This is a genomic window from Bacillus sp. PK6-025, assembly GCF_056530265.1.
This window is the reverse complement of record NZ_CP096509.1, coordinates 4,150,773-4,176,963: the sequence shown is the minus strand read 5'-3', so window position 1 is coordinate 4,176,963 and position 26,191 is coordinate 4,150,773. Positions and strand designations below refer to the sequence as shown.

The window sequence follows — 26,191 nt, the reverse complement described above, 5'->3', positions numbered from 1 at the left end:
GAAGAGTTTTTATTCAGTCCTTTTCTTATTTGACAAAGGTAGGCCACAAAATTGGGACAAGCCTTCTGTCATTTTTGGAACTCAAATAAAAACATTTCAATGGCCTGCCGATGATCACCAACTACCGCAAAGACGATGGAGAAAAAACCGCACCTCCATAGTTAGACACTATCTAACGATAGGAGGTGCAGTTCATTTTTCACCCTTTTCTCACCTTCTCCGCCGCATACCCATTCGGATTCGCAGAGTGCCAGTTCCAGGCGTCGCGGATGATTGCGATCAGGCTGTTGTGCTTCGGGGTCCAGCCTAGTTCTTTTCTGGCCTTGGAAGAAGAAGCGGCAAATGTTGCTTGTGAATCGATGTCCGTTTCTGTCAGCTTTGCGGCGATGAGAGGAATGCCTGTGACATATTGGGCGGCAAGGATGATTTGTTCAGCGGAGTAGCTTTCGCCATAGCTGAGATTGTAGATTCGGCTATCCTTGCCTTTCCGCATGTGACTGATGGCGAGCACGTGTGCTTCTGCCAAATCCTGCACGTGAACATAATCGCGGAAGCCTGTTCCGTTTTCAGGGTGATCTATGTGAACAAAAGGAAGGTGTCCGAGAGCGGTTCGCAGAACATTTGAAATGAGATGTGTTTCGCTCCCCCGGTCTTCGCCGATGATGGCGGATGGGTGGGCGCCGCACGCATTGAAGGAGCGGAGGATCACATATTTCAGGCCGTACGCTTTTTCCGCTTCCATCAGCATTTTCTCCATCATCCGTTTGACCTTGCCGTGCGGGTGAACGGGCTCAGGTTCGGTTTCTTCCGTGACAGGCAGGTCTGGATTGCCGTAGACGGCTGCGCTTGACGCGAAAACGATCCGGCTGACATCGTATTCTTTCATCACCTCAAGCAGTGTTTCCATGCCTGTCATGTTTTCGTTGAAAGAAGAAAAAACGCGATTCGACTGTGATGGAATGGGTGATGCTGCGAAATGCATGACGGCTTCAATGTCCTCATTTTCAAATACTTGCTTGAGAAAATGCCGGTCGCGAATATTCCCTTCATAAAACGCAGCTTCGGGGTGAACGGCTTCTGCGTGTCCCGTTGCCAGGGAATCCACAACGACGACTTTTTCTTTTTTCTCAATTAACGTGTAAACGGCGTGGGAACCGATATAACCGGCTCCCCCGACAACAAGTATGCTCATCGGAATTCCTCCTTTTGGATCTCTTATCTTCTACATGATATGGCGCTGCGGAGCTGCCGCCCGCCGCTGTTCTTCAAATCCGTATTTGCCGTCAATGATATATAGCGGCCTGTCTTTCACTTCGTCATAAATGCGGCCGATGTATTCGCCGATCGCTCCGAGGATGATCAGGATAAAGCCGCTGAACAAGCATTGCAGAATGATCATCGAAGACCACCCGGTAATGGTGCTTGTCGTAAACAGCTTCATGCAGACGACGATGAAGGCATATATAAAACCGACCGCTGACAGCGCGATTCCTGAGTAGCTTGCCAGTTTCAGCGGCTGAAAGGAAAATGAAGTGATGCCGTCGAGCGAGAGCTTCAGCATTTTTTTGAGCGGGTACTTCGTTTCCCCTGCAAGCCGTTCGTGGCGCTCGTAATAGACGGCTGTCTGCTTGAACCCGAGCCAGCTGACAAGGCCGCGGACGAACGGATTTTTTTCTTTCAGCTTGTTCATTTCATTGACCACCTTCCGGTCCATGAGCCGGAAATCTCCCGTATCCACCGGGATATCAACGTCTGTGAGTTTTCTTAAAATACGGTAGAACATGGCGGCCGTTTGCTTTTTGAAAAATGTTTCTCCTTCCCGCTTTGTGCGGACGGCGTATACAACGTCAAAGCCTTGGCGCCACTTTTCCGCCATTTCCAAAATCAATTCGGGAGGATCCTGCAAATCGGCATCGATCACCACGATCGCTTCGCCGGCAGCATAGTCGGTACCGGCCGTAATGGCGATCTGATGACCGAAATTTCTTGAGAAATTGATGCATTTTACTGCCGGGTCTGACTGAGCAAGCGACTTCAGCATGTGAATACTGTCATCGCTTGAACCGTCGTTTACAAAAATCAGTTCATAAGGGTCGCCTGTCGAGTCCATGACGGTTTTTAATCGGTCATAGGTGCTTTGAAGTACTTCCGCTTCGTTGTAGACAGGGACTACGATTGAAAATGTGACTTGTCTCTGCATATTCATCACCTTTCCTTTCATCAATCAAGCTCCACTTTATAAAGCGTCTGATTTCCGCCAGGTCCGCCTGACTGGGAATCGTTATCTGAAGAAGAGCTGCTGTATTCGTTTTTTGAAATTTCTTTTCCGTTTTCTTTAATCCAGTTAGTGATTTCTGAGTTGTCTTGGCCTCGACCGTCGCCGATCATGAAGTACTTGACTTCGCCGTTTTTGACGAGCTTCTCAAGTTTTTCAACCGTCAAAATCGGGTCGCTTCCAGAGAATCCGCCCATCGCCATGACAGCTTTACCTGTTTTGATGATGTAAGATTGAGCAGACGTTGCGCTGGAGACCGCAAATAAATATTTTTCACCCGTGTTGTTCTTTTCAAGGTAGCTCAACAGTTCTTCATCGACTGATTCGCCGCTTCCAGGGCTGCCGCCGCTTGGTCCGCCTTGTTGACGGCCGCTTGCGCCTTCGCCGTTCTGATTTTGGCTGTTTTGGCCGGAACCGGTATCAGTTGAAGAATCATTGCTGTTTGAACCAGGACCGAAGCCAGGTCCGTTATTGTTGTTTTGATCACTGTCTGTTTGACCGTCTTGGCTGCCGAATCTGGGAGGTCCGCTGCCGTTGTTATTCTGCATCTTCCCTCCGCCGCCACCGCCAAATGATTGTGCGGATTTAGGTCCGGCCTGCGGAATCATGCCGTTTACACCGTCAGCGAGCGTTGCTGTTGTCCAATAGAAAGGTCCGATCAGCATGCCGAGCAGCGCTGCAAGTGATACATAGTAGCTGAATGACTTTCCTTTTTTGAAAAAGATGAGAAGGCAGCTTGTGACAATGCCAAAAGCGCCGATCAATATGCTCCAGACGATGCCGATTTCGCTGAGATAAGGACTCAAAATATACAATTCAAATGCGGTTGTCAGCAAAATTCCGATCGGCAGAAGCTGTTTTTTCCAGCCGCTTTCTTCCTGATAGAGGCGAACGAGCGCTGTCCAGCCTGCACCTGATAAAGCGGCAATCGGTGCTGCCAGCATGATCAGATAGTAATGGTGGAAGAATCCTGCGACGCTGAAGAATGCAGCGACTGGCAGAAGCCACATCATCCAGAAAATCGTTTCAGTCGTTATTTCATTGAATTTGCGTTGACCGCGAAGGCCCGTGATCAGCAAACCGATGATGCCGAAGAGTACAAACGGGATGAGCCAGCTTGCCTGTCCGGAAAGCTCGGATTGGAATAGTCTGAGAGGGCCGGGGTTTCCTGTGCCAAACATGCCGCTCGTGCCGCCACCGGGACCTCCGCCGCCGCTTTGAACATCACCCTGCTGGCCGTCCGGTCCGCCTGAAGGCATCTCGCCCCCGCTCGGCGGAGCCATTTGTCCATTTGTCGAGTCTGAGTTGTTTTCGGTATCGCCGCTTTGCTGCTGCGGCATTTCCTGCTGCTGGTTCTTTTGATTTTGATCAGATGAGGAGGTTCCGCCCCCGCCAGCACCGTTTTGGCCTGTGAGACGCTGGATGCCGTTGTAGCCAAACGCCAGCTCAAGGACAGAGTTGGTCTGGCTGCTTCCAATATAAGGGCGCGAACTCTCCGGCTGACTATCGACGACTACCGCCCAGGAAACGGAAACGCCTGCCAGAACGATCAAGGCTGTGATAAGAGACACAATTTTTTTGCGAATCGTCGTTTTTGCTGCAATCATGTAAAACAGCAGGAATGCCGGTAATACCATGTATGCTTGCAGCATTTTGACGTTAAAGCCGACGCCGACCATACAGAATGCGCCGAGCAGCCAGCCGATTTTTCCTTTCCGGACTGCTTTAAACAACATCCAGGTTGCAATCATCAAACAAAGGGTGAGAATGCTGTCGACGTTGTTTGTATGGCTGACCGCAACGGCAATCGGCGTACACGCCATAATAAGAGCTGAAATTCTGGCCGCCGTTTTGCCAAAAGTAGGTTTTACAATAAAGTACAACAGTGCTACGGAAATCACTTCGGCAATCGCTTCAGGAAGAACGACGCTCCAGCCGTGCACGCCGAACACAAGTGCAAAAAGTGTCTGAATCCAGAGTGCAACCGGCGGTTTATCAACTGTTACAAAGCCTGCTGGATCAAATGATGCGTAAAAAAAGTTATGAAAACTTTGGGTCATACTTTCAACGGCCGCCGTATAGTAGGCGTTGTCTGTGTCACTATTCCAGATGCCGTACAAGTTTAAAGCTGCAGATAATACAAGAATGAAGACCAGGAATATATCGATTTTCCTTTTCTTAATCATTGTTCGATCACCTCACTAAAGAGCATTATAGAAGCCAAATATGATCAAACTATGAACAAATCAAGAAGGAATTTTAAATTGTATAGAGGGGCAAAAAAAAAGAGACATGCCGTCAGGAGGCATGTCTCCAGCGTGTCGAGAAACCCCCGCATTCGTTGTCAGGCCTGCGCGTCGGTGCTCACGAATTCCAACATTCGCTCCGCTCCGATGCTCGGCCTTCCTAGACTGCAAGGGTTTTCAATCACGCTGAAAGGATGACAAAATCCCAAAACAAAAAGCTGTTTTGGGATTTTGTCAACATTCTGAGACATGCCGTCAGGAGGCATGTCTCAAATATGAGGTGTTATTTCCATACGTCTTCTGCGATCTCGACGACATGGCGCAGTTTTTCCCATTGCTGCTCTTCTGTCAGGAGATTGCCTTCTTCTGTGGAGGCAAAGCCGCACTGCGGGCTTAGGCACAATTGGTTCAGGTCGACGAAGCGAGCTGCTTCGTCGATGCGCCGCTTAATATCATCCGGGTTTTCAAGCTCTCCGAATTTTGATGTGATCAGGCCGAGGACGATCTGCAAGTCTTTCCGTTTGACATAGCGAAGCGGTTCGAAGCCGCCGGAGCGCTCGTCATCAAATTCAAGGAAAAGTCCGTCTAAATTGAGTCCGTCGAAAATCGTTTCTGCAGCCGCATCGTAGCCGCCTTCCGCCACCCATGTTGACTGGAAGTTGCCGCGGCAGATGTGCATGGTGACCGTCAAATCGTCCGGGCGTCCTTCAACTGCTTCATTAATCGTGTTGGCGAAGGACTGGCGCAGTTCATCAGGCTGGCGGCCGAAGGCTTTGATCTGCTCATGTCCTTTGTCTGAGAAAAATACCGACCAGGCCGTGTCATCCAGTTGCAAATAGCGGCAGCCGGCATCGTAAAATGCGCGGATCGCTTTTTTGTAAGCCTGCGCGACATCGTGATGGAACTCATCCAGATCCTCGTACGGGCTTTCTCCAAGTTTTCCTCTGAAAAACAGCATATTCGGGCTCGGAATCGTCATTTTCGGCGTATGTGTGCCCGCAATATCATGAAGAAATTTATAATCTTCCAGCATCGGATGGTTTGTAAAATCGACTTTGCTTGTTACTTTGATTCCGCGCGGCTTCGTTTCAACATTATGAAATTGAATGCCCTTGTCCGCTGTATATCCTTCTACGCCGTCAAGCCCTTCAAGAAAATCGAAATGCCACCATGACCTGCGGAATTCCCCGTCAGTAACGGCTTTAAGGCCAATTTCTTTTTGCTTTTCGACAATGCGCTTGATCTCTTCGTTTTCGACTTCGCGCAGTTGTTCAGCGCTAATTTCACCGTTCGCTTTTTGAATACGCGCTTTTTTTACGGGCGCAGACCTTAAAAGACTCCCCACCTGATCAGCTCTGTACGGTCCGATTTTTTTCCCAGGCGTTTGCTTCAGTACATCGGTTGATTGTGTCATGCTTCATCCCTCTTTCTTTATAGACATAAAAAAGCTCTTCCCGATAAGGAAGAGCTTGATATATTCAATCTCCTCCTTATCTTCAAGAGCACGAACATGCTCTTAAGGATTTAGCACCATTCTGTCATAGACAGCGGTTGCCGGGTTTCACAGGGCCAGTCCCTCCACCACTCTTGATAAGGAAAACCTTTTTATGCAATTTTTTAATAATTTTAATATTAATACTTTTTATAAAAATGTCAATGGGTTAAAAAAAACTATTTGGTTTTTCATTTTCTTCTTCTGCGGTTAAACCGGAGGGCGTATCGAATCAGCGTATGAATTTTTTGTCAAGACAGTCTTTCAAATGGTCAACAAGGTGCTGAACGAACAGGGTGAATTAGAATATTTTTCAATTTTTATCTCCGAAAATAGAAACTTTCTCGCGAGTTTACCGGTCTATCATGTGTACCTGATTTCAAAATGGGTATGATAAACAATGACAGATTAAGGAGGGTTCTTATGAACAAAAAAACAGTGTTTAAAGCGTTAGGTATGCTGATAACAGGGGTATTGTTTTTTGCGCTGTACGGTGCGGCCGCACTTCCTTCTGCACACGCGGCAAATGAAAAAAAGCCGACGGTCACGAGCCATACTTACAAAAACATTAAGGCTTTGAAATACCCGCAGGTTGCAAATGTAAGCAGCAAATCTCTCCAAAATAGGATCAACAAAGATTTTAAACGTTATATTGAGCAGTCCTACAAAGATTATGTAAAAAACAAGAAAGACGGCCAACAGCACGGATACCAAACAGATTATCAAACGTCCTTTGAAGTGAAATACCGGACCGGCCAAAAGCTGAGCATTCTGACAAGTAATTACGTCTACTCCGGCGGAGCGCACGGAAATACGGCAGTCCGCTCTTTCAACTATGACCTTGCCTCTAAAAAGCGGGTGTATTTATCAGATATCTTAAATACAAAATCGAAAATGGATAAGACAAAAACATACATTTACGACTATATTCAAAAACACAGCGACATTTTCTTCCCGGATGTGAAGAAGAAAGACATCGTCCTTGGTAAAAACACGGCTTTTTATTACACAAAAGACGGCATTGCGATCGTCTTCCAGCAATACGATGTCGCTCCTTATGCTGCCGGAAATCCGGTCGTTGCCGTGCCGAAAACGGTGTATCAATAAATAACAGCCCCTGTTTCGCAGGGGTTTTTGTTTTGAGGGAAGAAGGAATGGGGAGGTTATGGAAGCCTTTTCATGAAGTGGCAGCTGACGGGCATGATTCAGCCCGCAGTCCGTTCGCAGATTTTTTCTAAATCGAATAGCTCGCAGACATAGAACATGCACTGCCGGCCGCTGATAATCTGATATTTTTTAAAAGCATATGTCCGGTCTGCTGAAACAGGTACAAGTTGTGTGAAATGTTTTCCCAGGCAGTCGCCCGTACTGAAAATTTCACGCCTTGACTCCAGTTCTGCAATGATTTTCCCGATGGGAAGCCTTTCTGCCTGCAAATCTTGTTTGATGGCGGGCGGCAGTAAGTTTGTTTTAACATAGACATAATTATAAGATAAATAATCATCGCCCGTTTTCAAAGAGGAAGTTCTAAACAAGATGTCATCATCGCGTTGAAACAGCCTCGCTTCTTCAGGTGACAGCTTGTCATAATCAATATTATTTTGCTGAAAAACTTCGATTTCGGCTTTGCCACCGATCAGCGTTTCAATCGCTTTGGTTGTTGAACCATCGGTTTTGGTTAACATGTCTTTTACAATAGCAACTAGAGTTTCAGGAAAAAAGTGGCTTACGCTCAATGAAAGGCACCCCCGTACCAAAATTAGAATTTTTTGAAAACTTGTCTTTAAATTTATCATGTGGAGATGCGTTTGTCTAGAAAAATAAGTTAAATTTTAGGTTAGTAATGTAAATTTTATATTTTTAACAATTGGATAGATCAGGATATGTATGGAAAAAGGAGACGTCAATGTCTCCTTTTTTTGTGCGATTCATTTAAGTCGTCTCTCCTTCTAAAAGCTGTACGGGCAAATAGGTTTCCAGCGGTAAATCATCGAATTCGCCTTCGATGGCTTTGGACAAAATCTCGATGGCCGTCTTGGAAATGAGTTCAATCGGCTGCTGGATGGTTGTCAATTCCGGGAGGATGGACTGAACGGCTTCCGTTCCGTCGTAGCCGATCACCTTTAATAGCCCGGGAATGTCTTTTCCGCGTTTTTTTGCTTCGGTGATGACTGTAGCGGCCATGAGGTCATCGCTGGCAAAAATGCCGTCAGCCGCAGGCTGTTCATCAAACAGTTTTGAGATGATTTCCCGGTAATTTTGATGAAAGGGAACCTCATATGTAATCGGCTGTCTTCCGTGTTGTCGCATCACATCTTCATATGCTTTTCGTCTAAGATTTGCCGGTGTTTTCAGCTCAATTGGTCCGTTGAGATGGATGATGTGCCGGCAGCCTTTTGCAATTAACAGTTCTGTCGCTTTTCTTCCTCCGTCATAGTTATTGGAGCCGATGACGGGAATCGTTTCCGATAAGTAATGATCGATGGCGACAATCGGCAGGTTTTGCCGATGATAGTTTAAGATTCCCCTGTTGTAGGTCACGGCGATGACGCCGTCCACTTGATTTCGCATCAGCATTTCCAAGTATTTTTCTTCTTTGTCTTTGCGGTTCAAGCTGTTGCAAAGCAGCAGTTTGTAGCCCATGGCAGCGCAGATGCTCTCAATATGAAAGGCCAGTTCGCCGAAAAACGGGTTGCTGGAGTTAGGGATGATGAGCCCTATTAAATGAGTTCGTTTACGAAATAAAGAGCGGGCCAAATCGTTTGGAAAGTAATTGATTTCTTCCATCGCTTTATAGACTTTTTCTTTTGTTTTTTCACTAATATAGCCGCGGTTATTTAATACCCGCGATACGGTTGTTGGTGAAACTCCCGCTTTTTTTGCAACGTCGTGAATGCTAGGCTTCATTCCCTTTTCCCCCTGCTAGTTTACTGAAATGGCTTACAATTCTCGTCACGCACTTATTTTAGAGAATCGGACTGATATGTGCAAGAAAATGCCATGATTCTGAGAAATGTACCGGGATGAATAATTGGGGAAAAAATATGTCAACCGGTTGACATGTGAAACCGGTTGACATACAATTCACTTGAAAGCGCTTTTATCTGTTGATTTATGAAAAATGGGGGGAAGTGACAAAGATGAAAAGGTGGCTCTTCGGAATTTTTTCGTTGTTACTGATGTTTGCGATGTGGGGCTGCAGCAATAGCAAAAGTGCAAATAGCCAAGATGGGAAAACGCTTACGATGTGGGTGCACGTATCTGATGATAGTGAAGAAGGAAAGGTCTATCAAAAGCGGGTGGACGCTTTTAATAAAAAGTATGCCTCTGAAAATGTCAAGGCCAAAGTTGATTTCATTCCCAGAAGCGGAAACGGCGGCGGATATGAAGACAAAGTGAACGCGGCGCTGACAACGAACACCTTGCCGGATGTGATCACTTTGGACGGACCGAATACGGCGGCTTATGCGAAATCTGGTGTAATTGCGCCATTGGATGAGTATATCAAAGACCAGGATGATTTATTGCCGAGCATTAAGCAACAGGGAACCTACCAAGGGAAACTGTATGCGATCGGCGTCAGCGAATCGTCGGTCGGTATTTACTATAACAAAAAAATGCTGAAGGACGCCGGCGTTGACTTGAAAACGCTGCCAACGGTTGAGAATCCATGGACGTGGGACGAATTTCTTGAGCTTTGCAAAAAGCTGAAAAATAAATATGACAAACCGGCCATCGATATGCAGTTGCAGTCAAAAGACGAAATGCTGACTTATGCGCTTTTGCCATTTGTTTGGTCGGCTGGCGGTGATGTCCTTTCAAAAGACGGCAAGAAGTCGGAGGGTGTTTTTAACGACAAACCGACCGCTGCAGCGATGACATTTATTCAAACAATGCTGAAGGAGGGTTATACGACCCGGACTCCGGTTAAGCAGGCGTTTGAAACGGAAAAATATCCGATGAAAATGAGCGGTGTTTGGACGGTAACCGACATGGAAACAAATTTCCCTAATGTCGATTATGGGGTGATGCCGTATCCTGTTTCGCCAAAAACAAAAAAGCTTGTGTCCCCTTCAGGAAGCTGGCAGTTCGCCATGACACAGACGTCTGAAAACAAGGAATGGTCGGCAAAATTGGTCGATTGGATGACAAACAAGGAATCCAACCTGGAATTGAGCCGTTCGATCGCCGCGCTGCCTGTGCGCTATTCATCAGAGAAAGTGCTGGCAAAGGAATTCTCAGATGAAATGAATGTCTTCTTGCAGCAGCTGAAAGAAACGGGGCACGCCCGACCGGTGACACCGGCATATCCGCAGGTGACACGCGCATTTCAACAAGCGATCGATGACATCAGCTTCTTTGATCAGCATCAGGATATTCAATCGGTGCTGGATACGCGTGCAAAAGAAATGCAATCAGCCATCGATAAGGCTAACTAGAAGGTGGAACCATGAATAAAATTCCGTTGAAAGAAGCAAGGACGGCCTTTCCGCTGAAAAAAATCCCGGCCAATAAAATAGGGTGGCGGGACAATGTGCTGGCCTATACATTTTTAGGTCCGTCCTTGCTGATTTTGTCAGTGTTTCTCGTGATTCCTTCGATTATGGCGGTTTACTACGCATTTACAGATTATTATTTGTTAACACCTGACCTGCGCAAGTTTGTCGGTTTTGACAACTTTATCAAATTGTTCAAAGACCCTATTTTCTTGAAAAGTTTGAGCAACACATTGAAATTTGTTGTCCTTGTGATTCCGTTGCAGATCGGGGCCGCTCTCGGGCTGGCCCTTCTGTTGAATAAAAAGCGCAAGGCCAATACGTTTTTCAAAGTCGCATACTTTAGCCCCGTCGTCATGTCGCTTGTTGTCATCTCCGTTTTGTGGCTGTACTTGCTGAATCCGAATGAAGGAATGATCAATAACGTACTGACGCATGTCGGTTTACCGCCACAGCCGTTTTTGACAAGTCCTGAACAGGCGATCTTTACAATTGTTTTCGTTTCAGTCTGGCAGGGAGCGGGATTTCAGATGCTGATTTTTTTAGCGGGCCTGCAAAACATTCCCGGAGATGTCTACGAGGCGGCGCAATTGGATGGTATGAATAAATGGCAGCGGTTTATTTATATTACATTGCCTTTGTTGAAACCGACGTCGATTTTTATCTTTATTACAACGCTGATCAGTGCGTTTAAGCTCCTCGTGCAGCCAATGGTCATGACCCAGGGGGGACCGGTCAATTCAACGATGACAGTTGTCTATTATATTTATCAAACGGGATTTACCGATCGGATGGTCGGCTATGCAAGTTCAATTGCGCTCTTGTTTGGCACGATAATTGGATTGGTGACGCTTGCGCAGCGCAAGCTGGTGAAGGAGGATGAAGGCGGATGAGAAGGAAATTCGGGCCTTTGACGATTCTGGAATATATATGCCTTGTTTTGCTGGCGGTTCTGTTTATATTTCCGCTGATTTGGATGGTTGCTTCATCGATGAAACCGGAAGCCGATATTTACAACAATATCAGCAGCATTCAAGCGTTTCTCCCGTCTTTTCATCCGTCGGAATGGTTTCAATCCTACAGGGAGGTGCTGTCACGGTTTGATTTACTAATGTATATCGGTAACAGTCTGTTTTACGGTTTGTGTGTGGCGGTGGGAGCGGTCATTATCAACGGAATGGCGGGCTTCGCATTCGCCAAGCTGCAATTCACAGGTAAAAAAGTGCTGTTTACCATATTGCTGGCGCTTTTAATCGTGCCGATGGAAACGATTTTAATCTCGCAGTTTACAATTGTTCATAAGCTCGGACTTGTTGATACGCGCCTTGCCGTGATTTTGCCGGCGCTTGCCGGGGCTTTCAATATTTATTTGTTCCGAAACTTTTTCATGGCGATCCCGGGGGAGATGATTGAGTCGGCCAAGCTGGACGGAGCCAATACATGGCAGATTTTCTGGCGGGTGATGCTGCCGATGTCGAAACCGGCTGTTGCTACTGTGGGGACATTGGCTTTTATCGGCAGCTGGAATGACTATATTTGGCCGCTGATGGTTTTGACGGATAAGTCGAAATTTCCGATCCAGGTGGCGATTACAGCCATCAACAGCACCGAGCCGGTTTATACGAACCAGGTAATGGCAGTCCTGACGATTTCCACGATTCCGCTGATTCTGATCTACATTGTAGCCCAACGCTACATTTTAGATGGCCTCGGCGGTTCAGGGACAGGCATCAAATAGATATATCCAAATCGGGTTAAAGGAGCAAATGAAAATGAAAAGCTCAAACAGTCTGTATTGGAAACTAAGCGCTTATTTTTTCTTTTTCTTTTTTACTTGGTCTTCCAGCTATTCTTTATTTGCGATTTGGTTAGGGCAAGAAATCAATTTGAACGGGTCCGCGACAGGCATTATCTTTTCTGTAAACGCTATCTTTACTTTGTGCATGCAGCCTTTGTACGGTTTTATCTCTGATAAGCTCGGTCTGAAGAAAAACATATTATTTATGATCAGCTTGCTTCTCGTATTTACGGGTCCCTTTTATATTTTCGTCTACGGACCGCTTTTACAATACAATGTCTTTCTCGGGGCTATCGTCGGCGGAATTTATTTGGGAACTGCTTTTCTCGCCGGAATCGGCGCGATTGAAACCTTTATTGAAAAGGTCAGCCGCAAATATCACTTTGAATATGGAAGAACAAGGATGTGGGGATCCCTCGGCTGGGCTGCGGCGACATTTTTTGCAGGTCAGCTGTTCAATATCGACCCGAATATCAACTTCTGGGTTGCTTCCGTTTCAGCAGTCATATTGGTAGCCATTATTGTTTCCGTAAAAATTGAGATGACAGATTATGAAAAGGAAAGGGCAGACTCGGTCGGATTAAAAGACGTGGGAGGGCTTTTTCTCTTAAAAGATTTCTGGTTTTTGATGTTGTACGTGATCGGCGTAACTTGCGTATACGGCGTCTATGACCAGCAGTTCCCGCTTTACTACGCTTCCTTATTTCCGACTCCGGCTCTGGGGAACCAAATATTTGGATACCTTAACTCATTCCAAGTATTCATTGAAGCGGGCATGATGTTTCTTGCGCCTTTCATCGTCAATAAGCTTGGTCCTAAAAAAAGTTTGATTTTAGCGGGGCTGTTAATGGCTTTCCGCATTATCGGCTCCGGACTTGTCAGCGGACCGGTCGGAATTTCATCAATGAAACTCATTCATGCTTTAGAATTGCCGATTATGCTGATTGCGGTGTTTAAATATTTGGCGACTAATTTTGATAATCGTCTTTCATCCGTACTTTATCTTGTCGGCTTTCAATTCGCATCCCAGGTAGGCACGTCGATTTTTTCGCCGCTTGCGGGAGGCTTATACGACAGCATCGGATTTCGCCACACTTATCTTATCATGGGAGCAATGGTCCTTTGTTTCACCATTATTTCGATTTTTACCTTGCTAGACTCAAAGAAAGACGTTGAATTTGCTCAAAGTCTACAAAGAAAGCATATATAGAAAGGGTGTCACAGATGAATAGAATTCACCAGGCAGAAGAAGCATTGAAGAAAGCCGGAAAAAAAGTGAATCACCGATACCGAATGGGCTATCACATGATGCCCCGGGCAAACTGGATAAATGATCCAAACGGACTGATTCAATATAAAGGGGAGTATCATGTCTTTTATCAACATCATCCGTATGATGAGAATTGGGGGCCGATGCATTGGGGCCATTTGAAGAGCAGGGATCTTATTCACTGGGAACACTTGCCGATCGCTTTAGCCCCTGGCGATGCATTTGATGAGAGCGGCTGCTTCTCAGGAAGCGCAGTCGAATATAACGGCGACCTTGCTTTAATCTATACAGGGCACAATATGATAGATGAAGAGAAAGACGATTTCTATCAAAATCAGAATATAGCAGTCAGCAAAGATGGTATCACCTTTGAAAAACTGAAAGAAAACCCTGTCATCGCAGAGCCGCCGGAAGACAGCTCCCGCCACTTTCGCGATCCGAAAGTATGGAGGCATGGTGAGACCTGGTATATGGTGATCGGAAACGCCTCAAAAGAAAATGTCGGTCGGGTCATTTTATATCGCTCGCCTAACTTTGTAGATTGGGAATATGCAGGCGTCCTCGCCCAAAGCGACGGGAATCTCGGCTTTATGTGGGAATGTCCGGATTTCTTTGAATTAGACGGCAAACACATTTTGCTGATTTCTCCTCAGGGTATAGAGGCGGATGGTGATTCATATCAGAATCTGTATCAAACAGGCTATTTGATTGGAGATTATGATGAAGGCACGAATGAGTTTGTACATGGCTCCTTTAAGGAATTGGACCATGGCCATGACTTTTATGCCGTGCAAACTTTGTTGGATGACAAAGGGCGCAGAATTGCGATTGGCTGGATGGATATGTGGGAGTCAGAGATGCCGACGAAAGCGGACGGATGGTGCGGGGCTTTAACTTTGCCGCGTGAATTGACGTTGAAGAATGATCACAAAATTTTAATGAATCCGGTTGAGGAGACTCAATTACTTCGTGAATCGGAACATCATGAATGTGCCAATCAATCGATTTCCGGCAGCTATTTGATAAAGACAGCCGAAAAGCTTCTTGAAGTGGTGGCCGTTTTTGATTTGACAATTTGCAGTGCCGAAACGGTTGGCTTAAAGATTCGGGGGATTGGTCAGGAAGAGACAATCATCCAGTACAGCTTGGCTGATCAAAAGCTGACGCTCGACTGTTCAAAGTCCGGCAAAGCGCGGGACGGTGTGAGAAACGTACGGCTTGAAGCGGAGGAGAAGCTCACCTTGCATCTGTTTCTTGACAGATCGTCTATTGAAGTATTTGCAAACCATGGTGAAGCGACAATGACCAGCCGCATATATCCCAAAGAAGGAAGAGCCGGGATTGAGCTGTTTTCTGAGAAAGGCAATGTACGGGTCGAAGAGTTCACTTACTGGACGCTGAAAGATATTTGGAAAGGCGATGAAGCTAAATGAGCAGAATATTTTGCATCGGTGAGACGTTAATCGGCTTTAACCCGAAACATGTTCTTATATCGGCAAAGCGCAGATAAAGATTGATCTGACAAAAAAGCGGCTGTCGTGTCTTGCAGCCGCTTTCCGCTTTTTTTCGTATTACGCTCTTTCTTCAAACAGCTTCACAATTTCCACGATGACATTGGCGGCTTTTACCATATTGTCGGCGGAAATATACTCGTATTTTCCGTGAAAGTTTTCCCCGCCTGTAAAAATGTTCGGACAAGGAAGCCCCATGTATGAGAGCTGGGAGCCGTCTGTACCGCCGCGGATCGGTTTCACAACCGGCTCGATGTCCAGATTTTTCATTGCTTCATAGGCAATGTCGACAATCTCTTTGACCGGTTCGATTTTTTCCCTCATGTTGTAATATTGATCATTCATGTCTACTGTGATGCTGTTTTCGCCGTATTTGGCTTTAAGGTCGTTTGCGATTTGTTGGACGTTGGCTTTTCTCTCGTTAAATCGGTCTCTGTCAAAATCCCTGATGATATAGGAGAGAGTGGTTTCAGAGACATCGCCCTTGATCGAAAGCAGATGGTAGAAGCCTTCATAACCTTCAGTAAATTCAGGGGCTTCGTTTGCCGGAAGTCCGGCGTGAAACTGCATCGCGATTTTGGCGGCATTGACCATTTTTCCTTTTGCTGTGCCGGGGTGGACGTTCGTTCCTTTACAAGTGATTTTCGCGGCTGCAGCATTGAAGCTTTCGTACTGCAGTTCGCCGAGCGGTCCGCCGTCAACCGTATACGCGAATGTGGCGTTGAACGCCTCTACGTCAAACTTGTGGGGCCCTCTGCCGATCTCTTCATCAGGCGTAAAAGCGACTCTGATCTTCCCGTGTTTGATTTCGGGGTGCGCAATTAAATATTCGATTGCCGTCATGATTTCAGAGATTCCCGCTTTATTATCGGCGCCGAGCAAAGTCGTTCCGTCGGTAGTGATCAATGTATGTCCCGCATAATCTGCAAGCTCGGGAAATTCCTTGGGCGATAAGACGACATTGAGAGATTCATTCAGCACAATGTCCTTTCCGTCGTATTGTTCGATAACCTGCGGATTGACGTTCTTTCCGGTAAAATCTGTTGCTGTATCCACATGAGCCAGGAAGCCGATCGTCGGCACCTCTTTTTCCGTATTCGAAGGAAGCGTCGCCATCACATAGCCGTTTTCATCGATTGTGACGTCCTTCATGCCGATCTCTTTCAGCTCTTCAACAAGCATATTGGCAAGCGTCAGCTGCCCGGGAGTGGAAGGCGTCGTCTGACTGTTTTCATTTGACTGCGTATCCACTTTCGCATAAGAAATGAGACGTTCAATCAGTTTGTTCTTCATGTTTCCTTCATCTCCAATTGTTGGTTTTATGTTTATCTTATCATTCATGGCGGGCGAATCGAAAACTTTTATTCCTGTATAGGAAAATTTAGTATAATATAGTTCTAAAGGATCATCACAATTGTAAGGGAGTATCACAATGGCTAAAGGTTATACAAATGAAGGAACAAAATGGGAGTTTGCACATTCTTTCTGGCTTGTGTTCACATGGGTTCCTTTTGGATTTTTAAGCTGGTTTGCATTTATTTATATCGCAGCGCGAACGAAACAAAGAAAATGGTTATTTGCCGGGATCGGATATGCAGCGGCTGTTTTATTCGCTGCTTTTACAGCCAGAACGTTCCTTTTCGATTTGGCTATGAAAGCCTTGCTTATCGTTTGGATCATCTCAATCATTCATGCTTTCAAAACAAGGGCCGAATATTTGGTTCGGCTTGAAGCCGTCTATCGAATCAAACGATCAAGTATGAATGAACTGAGGGAAGAGCTTAAATATGAACAGGAACCGCACGGCCAAACCGGAACTTCTAAAGTGACGCTGACAAAGAAATAAATAGAATCCGCTATTTTTGATGAAATAGCGGATTTTTTTAATGCAGAGAAAAAATTCCGTCCTTTTGAAACTTTTCTCATCCATTCTCTTCTCTAATGTTTGAAGGAGGCGCAACAGTGAAGCAAATCAGATTAGTTAAGAAAGCTGTCGCAGGCAATGCCAAAGCTTTTGAAATGCTGTTTCAAAAGCACAGCGATCAGCTTTACAGAACAGCTTACATATATGTGCGAAATAAGGAGGACGCGTTAGATATCGTACAGGAGACGGCGTACAAGGCATTTTTATCGATTGCCCAGCTGAGGAATCCCGAATACTTTTTGACATGGCTGACGAAAATCCTCATTCATCATGCATATGCCTTATTAGACAAGAAAAAGAAAGTGGTTTTAATGGACAGGCCGCTGCAGGATGAGAGCCAGGAGCAGGAGATGGATGCGGACGACAGAATGGAGATGCTTGAAGCCGTTCAGCGGTTGCGAAAAGAATATCAAACCGCCATCATTCTATTTTATTATCACGACCTGCCGATACATGATATCGCCGAGGTGATGAATGCTCCTGAAGGAACCGTTAAGACCTATTTGAAAAGAGCGAAGCTTGAATTAAAACAACTACTGACTGGGGGAGAAGACGCATGGACAAACAATGGTTCAAAAACGAAGTAAACAAGATCAATGTTCCTACAAAAGAAATCAGCGAATCAATCGATAAAGGCATCAATCGGGCCAAGCGGGAAAAAAGGTTTCGGCCGAAGCAGGCCGTGAAACGAACCATTTTTGTTTCAGGCGCGGCCGCTGTGCTCCTTCTCGGCAGCGGCTTCGTTTCCCCAGCGATGCAAAGCGTGTTGGCTGACGTCCCGCTGTTTGGGAAAGCGTATCAACAATTCCATGACTATGTCGGTCAAAACTTGGTGGCGGGCCAGCTTGTCACTGAACTGAACGAGAAAGCGTCCAGCAACAACATAGACGTGACGGCGACAAGCGTTTATTTTGACGGTGGAATCATCGGTATGACGTTTAAGGTGAAAAGTGATACAAGAAAAGATTTGGATGATGGAGCGAGAATGATTCATTTCACATTATTTAATGGCGAGCGCAAATGGGCGATCGCTTCTCAAGGAGACATAAAGAAAACAGAGGATGGCTATACCGGCTACATTCAAATGGGCTATCCAGACAAACATATTCCCGATAAACTGACACTCCCGGTTACGATCACAGATATTAACGGAATCAGAGGGAAATGGAAGTTCGACATTCCGGTTGATAAACTGCCGTATAAAACGCTCCACGTAACCAAAAACAATACACAATCGGCTGATGGCCATAAGCTCGCCGTAAAAACGGTAATTCTCGGAAAAGAATCGACTGTCATCGACTATGAAGTATCCAATTCAGAGGAACATCCAAATGATCGTACATCAATTATAAAAGTGACAGATGATAAAGGAAACGAAATCCCTTATATAAGTGGAGGGCAGAGGACGACAGACAGTACAAAGAAAGGAAACAAGGTTCGTCACGAAGAAAGGCTGATCCTTGAAAAAGTGAATAAAGGAACAAAATACCTCAAGATTGAGGCGAGCAGCAGTATGGGCGATTCCGAAAAAACGCTGCCACTCACAAAAACGCCCGCCGTGCTGAGCGCTGGCCGTCATGATTTCCAGATTGCCGTTGATCAGGTGAAACAAAACGGCAGCAAACTGTCTGTCGACTATCATTTGAAACATGTCGATCAATCTAAGATCGATATGGACAGCATGCAAAATTTTTTAGAAACGATGTCGCTGGTTGATTCGGCTTATAAAGGCTTTGACGAGGCGCCGGAGGGACACAGCGTAAAAGGTAATTTTACAAAAGTGCTAGATCCTGAAAAACTTCGATTCCGTTCAGACTTTACGTTAGATGGTGAATTTGGAGTGAAAAACTTCAGTCTTGACCAATATTCGCTTGATGTCGAGTTTGGTTATTTAAGCGCATTTTATTCTACACCGTTCAAGCCGATCAAAGTGCAATTGCCACAGTAAAATATATGACCCGCTGTTTCAATGAAACGGCGGGTTGTCTGCTTTGATGGCCTCCCAACTTGAAAATTTCCTCTCCCAAAGGAAAAAATATGCACCAAAAAGAAAGCGTTTTCATTGTAAAGTAAAAGCAAACCACAAAAAAAGGGGGAGAGTAAATGAGCAGGATGGCGAAGGTGACCGAGATGTTTGAGCGGGTCGCTTTTAAAATTACAAGCTTCAAATATATCATGGTCATTAAGTCGGCGTTTGTTACGCTGATGCCGGTCATCATTGCCGGGGCGTTTGCGGTTCTGATGCAGAATATGGTGATGAGCCCTGAGACGGGACTTGCGGTTTTCAAGCCTTTTCGGTTCTTGTCTGCGCTTGAGCCGATTATGGCCTCGATCAATTATGCGACGCTGAACTTTATTACGATCGGCGCGGTGTTTTTGATCGGGATTGAGCTCGGGAAGCTGAATGGGCATGAATCATTTTTTCCCGGCTTGATGGCGCTGATGTCCTATATCTCTGTCATTCCATCGACGGTGCTGTTGGAAGTGAACGGTTCGATGCAGGAAGTGGTTAATGTGCTGGCCAAGGAATTTACGGATCCGAAGTCGCTGTTTTTGGGGATGTTTATTTCGATTGTGTCTGTTGAAATCTTCAGCAAGCTTTCGAGCATGGACCGGCTCAAAATTAAAATGCCGGACAGCGTGCCGGCCAATGTCTCTGTCTCGTTCGGCACTTTATTTCCTTCGATTATTACGGTCACGATCATCGCCAGCTTCGGATTTGCTTTTCATCGGCTGACGGGCGTATACCTTCATGAAGCTGTGTACAATGTCGTGCAAAAACCGCTTGAGGGTGCGATTCAAGGCCTTCCCGGCATTTTGCTGCTAGTGTTTGTCGCACAGTTTTTCTGGGTCATCGGCATACACGGAAACCAGATGGTGAAGCCGATCAGGGAGCCTTTGCTGCTCGCTTCGATTACCGTCAATATGAATGCATACGCTGCCGGCGAATCGATTCCGAATATCATTACGATGCCGTTTTGGGATGTGTACATGAGCATCGGCGGATCCGGCGTCACGATCGGCCTGTTGATCGCGATTTTTATCGCGGGGAAACGGGAGGATTTGCGCAGCATTACAAAAATTTCGTTTGGTTCCGGCATCTTCAATATCAATGAACCGGTGATCTTCGGGGTTCCCGTCATGCTGAATCCGTTAATGGCGATTCCTTTTATTGTGACGCCGCTTGTGACGGGGGCGATCGGTTACATCGCGACAGCGGCGGGCTTTGCCGGAAAAGCCGTTGTCATGGTGCCGTGGACGACACCGCCGATTATCAATGCGTGGCTGTCGACAGGAGGAAGCCTCGGCGCCGTCGTCACACAAATCGTATGCATCATCGTCTCTGCCCTTATTTATCTTCCGTTTGTGATGTTGATGAATCGAAGCCTTACGGTAAATTCTGAAAACAATGTTTCCATGTAAAGGAGTTGAAAGGAGCGAACAAAATGGCGAGACAAACGTGGAAGATTCCCGCCGATTTTATTCTCGGCGCAGCAGCGTCGGCGTGGCAGACAGAGGGGTGGGCCGGGAAGCGGCCGACACAGGATTCTTATTTGGATATGTGGTACAAGAATGACCCGCATGTATGGCATAACGGATACGGACCGGCTGTGGCAACCGATTTTTATAACCGCTATAAAGAGGATATTCATCATATGAAAGAGATCGGCTTGACACATTACCGGACATCGATTAACTGGTCCCGCTTTCTGATTGATTATGAAACAGCAGAAGTTGACGAAGTGTACGCAGGCTATATCGACGATGTCATCAATGAGCTGATTGCATCAGGTGTGGAACCGATGATTTGCCTTGAGCATTATGAGATTCCCGCAGTTTTAATGGAGAAATACGGAGGGTGGGGGTCTAAACATGTCATAGATTTATTTGCGGCATATGCGAAAAAAGTATTTGAACGATATGGAGACAGGGTGAAATATTGGTTTACTTTTAATGAACCGATTGTCCCGCAAACCCGGATTTTCCTTGATGCAATTCGATATCCATATGAGCAGAACACGAAAAAATGGATGCAATGGAATTTTAATAAGGCATTGGCGACGGCGAAATGTGTCAGGCTTTTTCACGCCCGCAAGTCCGATTGCCTGGAAGGCGCCAAAATCGGCGTTATTTTGAATCCGGAGGTTACTTATGCGAGATCAAGCGCGCCTCATGACCAAAAAGCGGCCCGCATCTATGATTTGTTTTTTAACAGGGTTTTTTTGGATCCGAGCATCAAAGGCGCCTATCCCGATGAATTGATAGAGCTCTTGGTTAAACACGATATTCTGTTTGACCATGATGAGGCGGAGCTTGACATCATCAAACAGCATACAGTAGATTTTGCCGGCATTAACCTTTATTACCCCCGCCGTGTAAAAGCTCCGTCAAGACAGTGGAATGACTCAACGCCATTTCATCCCGCTTATTACTATGAATACTTTGAGCTGCCCGGCAGAAAAATGAACCCATTCAGAGGATGGGAGATCTATCCCCAAATTGTCTATGATATGGCGATGAGACTCAAACATGAGTACGGAAATATCGAATGGCTGATTGCGGAAAACGGGATGGGCGTCGAACATGAGGAGCGTTTTAAAAATGAAGAAGGTGTCATTCAGGATGACTACAGAATCGATTTTATTTCGGCCCATTTGCGAGAGGCAATGAAAGGGATCGCAGACGGCGCAAACTGCAAAGGCTATATGCTTTGGGCGTTCACGGACAACGTCTCTCCGATGAACGCCTTTAAAAACCGCTACGGCCTTGTTGAGATCCGATTGGAGGACAACCGCAGCAGGGCGCTGAAAAAATCGGCTTGCTTTTATCGGGATATCATCAAAAACAGACAGTTTGAAACAGATGAATTCCGGTATAAATAAAGGCGGCGGGGGGAATCATCCCGCTTGTCGTCGGGATGATTTCTCATATATGATCTACATAAAATACTCCGGCCGGTTGATCATAATCTGCTTGTTCATTTGACTGATCACGCCTTCGCAGCGGAGCTTTTTCAGGACGGCGCTGACGGTTTCGCGGGATGTCCCTGAGATTTTGGCAATTTCAGCAGCGGTGATCGGACAGTTGATGACGGTTGAATTGCTTTCTTTTTGACCGAGGCTTTCGGTTAAATAGTAAATGGCTTGTGTGACCCTGTCGTGTGCATGGGAGAGTGTAATGCGCTTCAGCCTTTCCTCGTGGAGGGCAAGAATGTCTGATAAATGATTGAGAATATCGTAAAGCAGGTTTTTGTTGTCCCGGACGAGATCTTCGAAGATGTTCATGGGTATATAGTAGAGTTCAATATCTGTTAAGGCTTCGGCGGCATAGTGATAATGCTCATCCCGAAACAAGCCTCCAAATGGAAAGAGGGTATGAGGACGTACATAGTCGGTATAAAACATGGATCCAGCTTCGTTTGATTTTTCGAGTTTGATAAAGCCGTCGAGAAGAAGGTACATTCGTTCCCGGGGGTCGTCTTCCATAAATAATATCTGGCCTTTATGGTAAGTGCGCCAATAGATAAACTGTTTCATATCTTCCAGATCTCTTTTATTCAGGGAAGCGAGAAGAGGAAACTTTTTCAGTTGATGTACGATGTCTTTGTTCTTCATATGGACCACCCTTATCGATTTTCTTATGTTGCGGCTATATAGTTTAAATTTTACTTGTTTTTGACGATTGGCAAAAGGAAGAACCCTCCCCGAGCCCTTCCTTTTGCTTTTAGGCTTGTTCGACAATCGTGCCGGCATTTCCTTGGAGAGCGTCTTTGGCTAATTTCAGGGATGTGATGACCGTTTTATTGCCTTTTTTGGAATCGGCAAATTGGATGGCTGCTTTGACTTTTGGCAGCATGCTTCCTTCTGCAAATTGCTTTTCTTTTATATAACCTTTCAGTTCTTCGGTGGTGACGCGTTTCAGCGCGCGTTCTGTCGGCTTTAAATAATCGACGGCAACATAGTCGACACCTGTTAGAATGACCAGTTCGTCAGCCTGCACAAGTTCCGCCAGTTTGCAGGCGGCAAAGTCTTTGTCGATGACGGCGTCAATACCGGAGACGGCATCGCCGTTTTCAATGACGGGAACGCCTCCGCCGCCGGCCGCAATGACGATATGTCCGTGTTCGACAAGATCATTGATAACATCGTGTTCAAGGATCGATACCGGAGCCGGAGACGGTACGACCCGGCGCCAGCCTCTTCCGGCGTCTTCTTTAAAAACGAGGCCGCCGTTGCGGCTGTTCATCAGTTCTTTCGCTTCTTCTTCGCTGTAAAACGGACCGATCGGTTTTGTCGGGTTGCGGAATGCTTCATCATCGCCTCGGACGGCGACGCGGGTGATGACGGTTGCCGCATGTCCGCCTTTCCCTTTCGCATGCAGCGCCCGGTCAAGAGCATTTTGCAGCCAATAGCCGATCATTCCCTGGGTCATGGAAACACAAGTTTCAAGCGGCATGGCCGGTGTTTTCGGGGAATCCGCCTCTTTTTGCTGAATCATCAGGTTTCCGACCTGCGGGCCGTTTCCGTGCGTGACGATTAATTCGGCGCCGCTGTCGATCATATCCGCCAAATACATGGCGGTTTCTTCAAGCGCGCGCTTTTGCGCTTCTGCACTGGCATCTCCGGTTTGGATGGCATTACCGCCAAGTGCGACGACAATTTTTCTTTTTTTCATTTGATCATCACCTCTGTTTTGTTAAATTGAAATGCTTCCCGCAGCCAGCCTGATCACGGCGATGACAGCCAATACAAGAATCGCGCTGGCAATCAAAAGCTCGGCCTTATTGAAGACGGGGCCTTCTTTTCCTTTGCGGACAGCCCGGAATACGAGAATGCCGGGAGCGTATAAAATCATGGTCAAAAGCAGGTAATCAAGTCCTGCGGCATATACGAGCCAGACGCCGTAAATGCTTGCGATGATCCCGATGATGAGGTTCTTTCCCCGGTTAGGTTCTTTGTGCAGCCAGCTGTATTTAAGCTGATAAAGCCCGGAAAACAGATACGGGATCAAGATGGCCGAGGAAGCCAAGGAGAATGCAAACTGATAGGCCGCATCCGAAATGAGAAACGTCAGCAAAAACAGCTGGATAATGGCGTTTGTCAAAGTCAGCGCATTTGTCGGCGCGCCGTTTTTATTTTCTTTGCCGAACCATTTCGGGAAGACCCCTTCGCGCGCCGCGATCAGCGGGAGTTCGCCCGCGAATAATGTCCAGGCCAGCCAGGCGCCCAATACGGAAATGATTAATCCCAAGTTGATGAGCACAGCTCCCCATTTGCCGACGATATGCTCCATGATCGCGGCCATTGAAGGATTCGGAAGCCCGGCCAAGTTTTGCTGATTCATGACGCCGAGCGACAGCATCGTAATCATGACGTAAATCACAAGTACACTGATCAAGCCGATGACAGTCGCTTTGCCGACATCGCTTGATTTTTTGGCACGGCTTGAGAATAAGACGGCCCCTTCAATTCCGGTAAACACCCAGACGGTCACCAGCATCGTGCTCTTGACCTGTGTCCCGATGGAACCGAGCGACAGCCCTTTTCCCCAGAAATCGTTCGTAAATAAATCAAGATGAAACACAAAGATAATGGCGATAATGAAAGCAAAAATCGGTACCAGTTTTGAAATGGTCGTAATTAAGTTGATCATGGCAGCGGACTGTACGCCGCGCAGGATCAAAAAGTGCACGCACCAGAGGATTACGCTTGCACCGATAATCGATGCGATGTTTTGTCCGTCTCCAAAGGCAGGGATGAAATATCCGACTGCGCTGAACAGCAGCGTTCCGTATGCGACATTGCCGAGAAGAGCTGCGAACCAGTACCCCCAGCCGCTGTTAAACCCCATAAAATGGCCGAATCCTTCCCGCGCATAAGTGAAAATACCGCCGTCTAAATCAGGCCTTTTCGTGGTCAAGTTTTGGAAAGAGAAGGCCAGGGCAATCATGCCGACTCCGGTGATGATCCAGCCGATTAAAATGGCTCCCGCCCCCGCTCCTGAAGCCATGTCGCTTGCAAGGTTGAAGGCGCCCCCGCCGATCATCGATCCGATGACAAGCGCGATAAGTGCAAACAGCCCAAGTTTCTTTTCTTCCGCCATTTTTGTCACCTCATTCGGTTTAGAATGGAAAAGGGAATGAGCCCCTTTTCCTGTCAGTCAAGATCGCCGAGTGTCGCTGCCATGACAGCTTTAATTGTGTGCATGCGGTTTTCAGCTTCATCGAACACTTTAGAGTGTTTGCTGCGGAACACTTCGTCCGTCACTTCCATTTCTTTAAGGCCGTGCTGATCGTAAACGTTTTGTCCGTAAGTTGTATGAAGGTCGTGGAAGGCAGGCAGACAGTGCAGGAAGATGACGTTATCGTTTCTTGTTTTCTTGACGAGATCCATATTCACTTGATAAGGCTTGAGCAGTTTGATCCTTTCAGCGAACTTGTCTTCTTCTCCCATGGATACCCAGACGTCCGTATACAGAACGTCGGCTCCGGACACGGCTTCATCTGTATCGCTTGTGACGGTGATTTTTCCGCCGGATTCTTCGGCGAACGCTTCCGCCATTTTAACGATGTCTTGATCAGGGAACAGCTCTTGAGGCGAGCAGATTCTCACGTCCATGCCGACTTTGGCGCCGCCGATGAGCAGGCTGTTTGCGACGTTGTTACGGCCGTCGCCGATATAGGTGAGTTTGATCCCTTTTACGCGTCCCGCATGTTCTTTCACTGTCATAAAGTCCGCAAGCATCTGAGTCGGATGCCATAAATCGGTCAGCCCGTTCCATACCGGCACACCGGAGTGCTCTGCCAGGGAAATCACTTTTTCATGTTCAAATCCGCGGAATTCAATTCCGTCGAACATGCGGCCGAGAACTTTGGCTGTGTCTTCGATCGATTCTTTTTTGCCGAGCTGAATGTCGTCTTTGCCCAAATATTCGGGATGCGCACCGAGGTCGATACAGGCTGTCGTGAAAGCGCAGCGCGTTCTTGTAGAAGGCTTTTCAAACAGCAAAGCGATGTTTTTACCTTCCAAATAGCGATGCTTGATGCCTTGCGCTTTTTTTTCTTTTAATTTTTGGGCGAGATCGAGCAAATAGAGGATTTCTTCTTCGGAAAAATCTTTTTCAGCTAAGTAGCTTCTGCCTTTTAAATCAATCGTTTGGTTCATGGATCTCTCTCCTTT

Annotated in this window: 22 protein-coding genes and 1 riboswitch; of the genes, 11 read left to right on the top strand and 11 right to left on the bottom strand. The window is 46.5% G+C overall.

Translation table 11 applies throughout. The annotated features are described in order from the left end of the window. Positions 1–199: 199 nt before the first annotated feature. The 4 genes from galE to M1D67_RS21325 form a co-directional block, all read right to left on the bottom strand. Positions 200–1,192: a UDP-glucose 4-epimerase GalE gene (gene galE / locus M1D67_RS21340; protein ID WP_105981310.1), complete on the bottom strand. Its 993-nt coding sequence runs from the start codon at positions 1,190–1,192 to the stop codon at positions 200–202. Between the two features lie 30 nt (positions 1,193–1,222). Further along, entirely contained in the window at positions 1,223–2,221 is a 999-nt protein-coding gene (locus M1D67_RS21335) for a glycosyltransferase family 2 protein (RefSeq protein WP_020453486.1), read from the bottom strand. Beyond that, a complete protein-coding gene (locus tag M1D67_RS21330) occupies positions 2,221–4,461 on the bottom strand; it encodes a glycosyltransferase family 39 protein (protein ID WP_095291305.1) in 2,241 nt (746 codons plus the stop codon). The genes M1D67_RS21335 and M1D67_RS21330 overlap by 1 nt, the downstream gene beginning before the upstream one ends. 343 nt (positions 4,462–4,804) lie before the next feature. Then, positions 4,805–5,935, bottom strand: a complete 1,131-nt coding sequence (locus M1D67_RS21325) for a 5-methyltetrahydropteroyltriglutamate--homocysteine S-methyltransferase (RefSeq protein ID WP_023856917.1) — start codon at positions 5,933–5,935, stop codon at positions 4,805–4,807. Between the two features lie 73 nt (positions 5,936–6,008). After that, positions 6,009–6,118: riboswitch (SAM riboswitch) on the bottom strand. Positions 6,119–6,436: 318 nt separating this feature from the next. On the opposite strand from M1D67_RS21325, the gene M1D67_RS21320 reads away from it, so the two are divergent. Continuing rightward, the gene (locus M1D67_RS21320; protein WP_020453482.1) at positions 6,437–7,120 is read left to right on the top strand and encodes a DUF3298 and DUF4163 domain-containing protein; all 684 of its coding nucleotides are present in this window, start codon (positions 6,437–6,439) and stop codon (positions 7,118–7,120) included. Between the two features lie 98 nt (positions 7,121–7,218). On the opposite strand, the gene M1D67_RS21315 is transcribed toward M1D67_RS21320, so the two are convergent. Both M1D67_RS21315 and M1D67_RS21310 read right to left on the bottom strand, forming a co-directional pair. Continuing rightward, on the bottom strand, positions 7,219–7,749 hold the full coding sequence (locus M1D67_RS21315) for a chorismate--pyruvate lyase family protein (RefSeq protein ID WP_023856919.1): 531 nt from the start codon (positions 7,747–7,749) through the stop codon (positions 7,219–7,221). 196 nt (positions 7,750–7,945) lie between these two features. Then, the gene (locus M1D67_RS21310) at positions 7,946–8,920 is read right to left on the bottom strand and encodes a LacI family DNA-binding transcriptional regulator (RefSeq protein WP_023856920.1); all 975 of its coding nucleotides are present in this window, start codon (positions 8,918–8,920) and stop codon (positions 7,946–7,948) included. A 233-nt stretch (positions 8,921–9,153) separates the two neighbouring features. On the opposite strand from M1D67_RS21310, the gene M1D67_RS21305 reads away from it, so the two are divergent. The 5 genes from M1D67_RS21305 to M1D67_RS21285 are packed head-to-tail and all read left to right on the top strand — an operon-like array spanning position 9,154 to position 15,010. After that, positions 9,154–10,452 (top strand): ABC transporter substrate-binding protein, encoded by a 1,299-nt coding sequence (locus M1D67_RS21305; RefSeq protein WP_025810563.1) that lies wholly within the window; start codon positions 9,154–9,156, stop codon positions 10,450–10,452. 11 nt (positions 10,453–10,463) lie between these two features. Next, a complete protein-coding gene (locus M1D67_RS21300) occupies positions 10,464–11,402 on the top strand; it encodes a carbohydrate ABC transporter permease (RefSeq protein ID WP_128822207.1) in 939 nt (312 codons plus the stop codon). After that, on the top strand, positions 11,399–12,247 hold the full coding sequence (locus tag M1D67_RS21295; RefSeq protein WP_025810565.1) for a carbohydrate ABC transporter permease: 849 nt from the start codon (positions 11,399–11,401) through the stop codon (positions 12,245–12,247). Before M1D67_RS21300 ends, M1D67_RS21295 begins: the two co-directional genes overlap by 4 nt. A 34-nt stretch (positions 12,248–12,281) precedes the next feature. After that, the gene (locus M1D67_RS21290; RefSeq protein WP_035338021.1) at positions 12,282–13,517 is read left to right on the top strand and encodes an MFS transporter; all 1,236 of its coding nucleotides are present in this window, start codon (positions 12,282–12,284) and stop codon (positions 13,515–13,517) included. A gap of 14 nt (positions 13,518–13,531) precedes the next feature. Continuing rightward, a complete protein-coding gene (locus M1D67_RS21285; protein ID WP_216904198.1) occupies positions 13,532–15,010 on the top strand; it encodes a glycoside hydrolase family 32 protein in 1,479 nt (492 codons plus the stop codon). Between the two features lie 138 nt (positions 15,011–15,148). Here the strand turns inward: M1D67_RS21285 and pepT are convergent, their stop codons facing one another. Then, complete coding sequence (gene pepT / locus M1D67_RS21280) at positions 15,149–16,381, bottom strand: peptidase T (RefSeq protein ID WP_020453474.1); 1,233 nt, start codon at positions 16,379–16,381, stop codon at positions 15,149–15,151. A gap of 139 nt (positions 16,382–16,520) precedes the next feature. On the opposite strand from pepT, the gene M1D67_RS21275 reads away from it, so the two are divergent. The 5 genes from M1D67_RS21275 (at position 16,521) to M1D67_RS21255 (ending at position 21,895) form a co-directional block, all read left to right on the top strand. Further along, positions 16,521–16,934: a hypothetical protein gene (locus M1D67_RS21275; protein WP_020453473.1), complete on the top strand. Its 414-nt coding sequence runs from the start codon at positions 16,521–16,523 to the stop codon at positions 16,932–16,934. A gap of 95 nt (positions 16,935–17,029) precedes the next feature. Continuing rightward, on the top strand, positions 17,030–17,599 hold the full coding sequence (locus M1D67_RS21270) for a sigma-70 family RNA polymerase sigma factor (RefSeq protein WP_268051001.1): 570 nt from the start codon (positions 17,030–17,032) through the stop codon (positions 17,597–17,599). Beyond that, positions 17,569–18,960, top strand: a complete 1,392-nt coding sequence (locus tag M1D67_RS21265; RefSeq protein WP_479831500.1) for a DUF4179 domain-containing protein — start codon at positions 17,569–17,571, stop codon at positions 18,958–18,960. Before M1D67_RS21270 ends, M1D67_RS21265 begins: the two co-directional genes overlap by 31 nt. Before the next feature lie 155 nt (positions 18,961–19,115). Continuing rightward, complete coding sequence (locus M1D67_RS21260) at positions 19,116–20,435, top strand: PTS sugar transporter subunit IIC (RefSeq protein WP_479831499.1); 1,320 nt, start codon at positions 19,116–19,118, stop codon at positions 20,433–20,435. Between the two features lie 23 nt (positions 20,436–20,458). Beyond that, positions 20,459–21,895: a glycoside hydrolase family 1 protein gene (locus tag M1D67_RS21255; protein WP_479831498.1), complete on the top strand. Its 1,437-nt coding sequence runs from the start codon at positions 20,459–20,461 to the stop codon at positions 21,893–21,895. A gap of 54 nt (positions 21,896–21,949) precedes the next feature. Here M1D67_RS21255 and M1D67_RS21250 read toward each other — a convergent pair whose 3' ends face one another. The 4 genes from M1D67_RS21250 to argF all read right to left on the bottom strand — a co-directional run bounded on the left by M1D67_RS21250 (position 21,950) and on the right by argF (position 26,176). Then, positions 21,950–22,627, bottom strand: coding sequence for a Crp/Fnr family transcriptional regulator (locus tag M1D67_RS21250; RefSeq protein ID WP_020453468.1), 678 nt, complete (start codon positions 22,625–22,627; stop codon positions 21,950–21,952). Between the two features lie 109 nt (positions 22,628–22,736). Then, a complete protein-coding gene (gene arcC, locus M1D67_RS21245; protein WP_224146293.1) occupies positions 22,737–23,687 on the bottom strand; it encodes a carbamate kinase in 951 nt (316 codons plus the stop codon). Between the two features lie 21 nt (positions 23,688–23,708). Next, entirely contained in the window at positions 23,709–25,115 is a 1,407-nt protein-coding gene (gene arcD, locus M1D67_RS21240; protein ID WP_479831497.1) for an arginine-ornithine antiporter, read from the bottom strand. 53 nt (positions 25,116–25,168) lie between these two features. Next, entirely contained in the window at positions 25,169–26,176 is a 1,008-nt protein-coding gene (gene argF / locus M1D67_RS21235; RefSeq protein WP_326097419.1) for an ornithine carbamoyltransferase, read from the bottom strand. Positions 26,177–26,191: the final 15 nt, after the last annotated feature.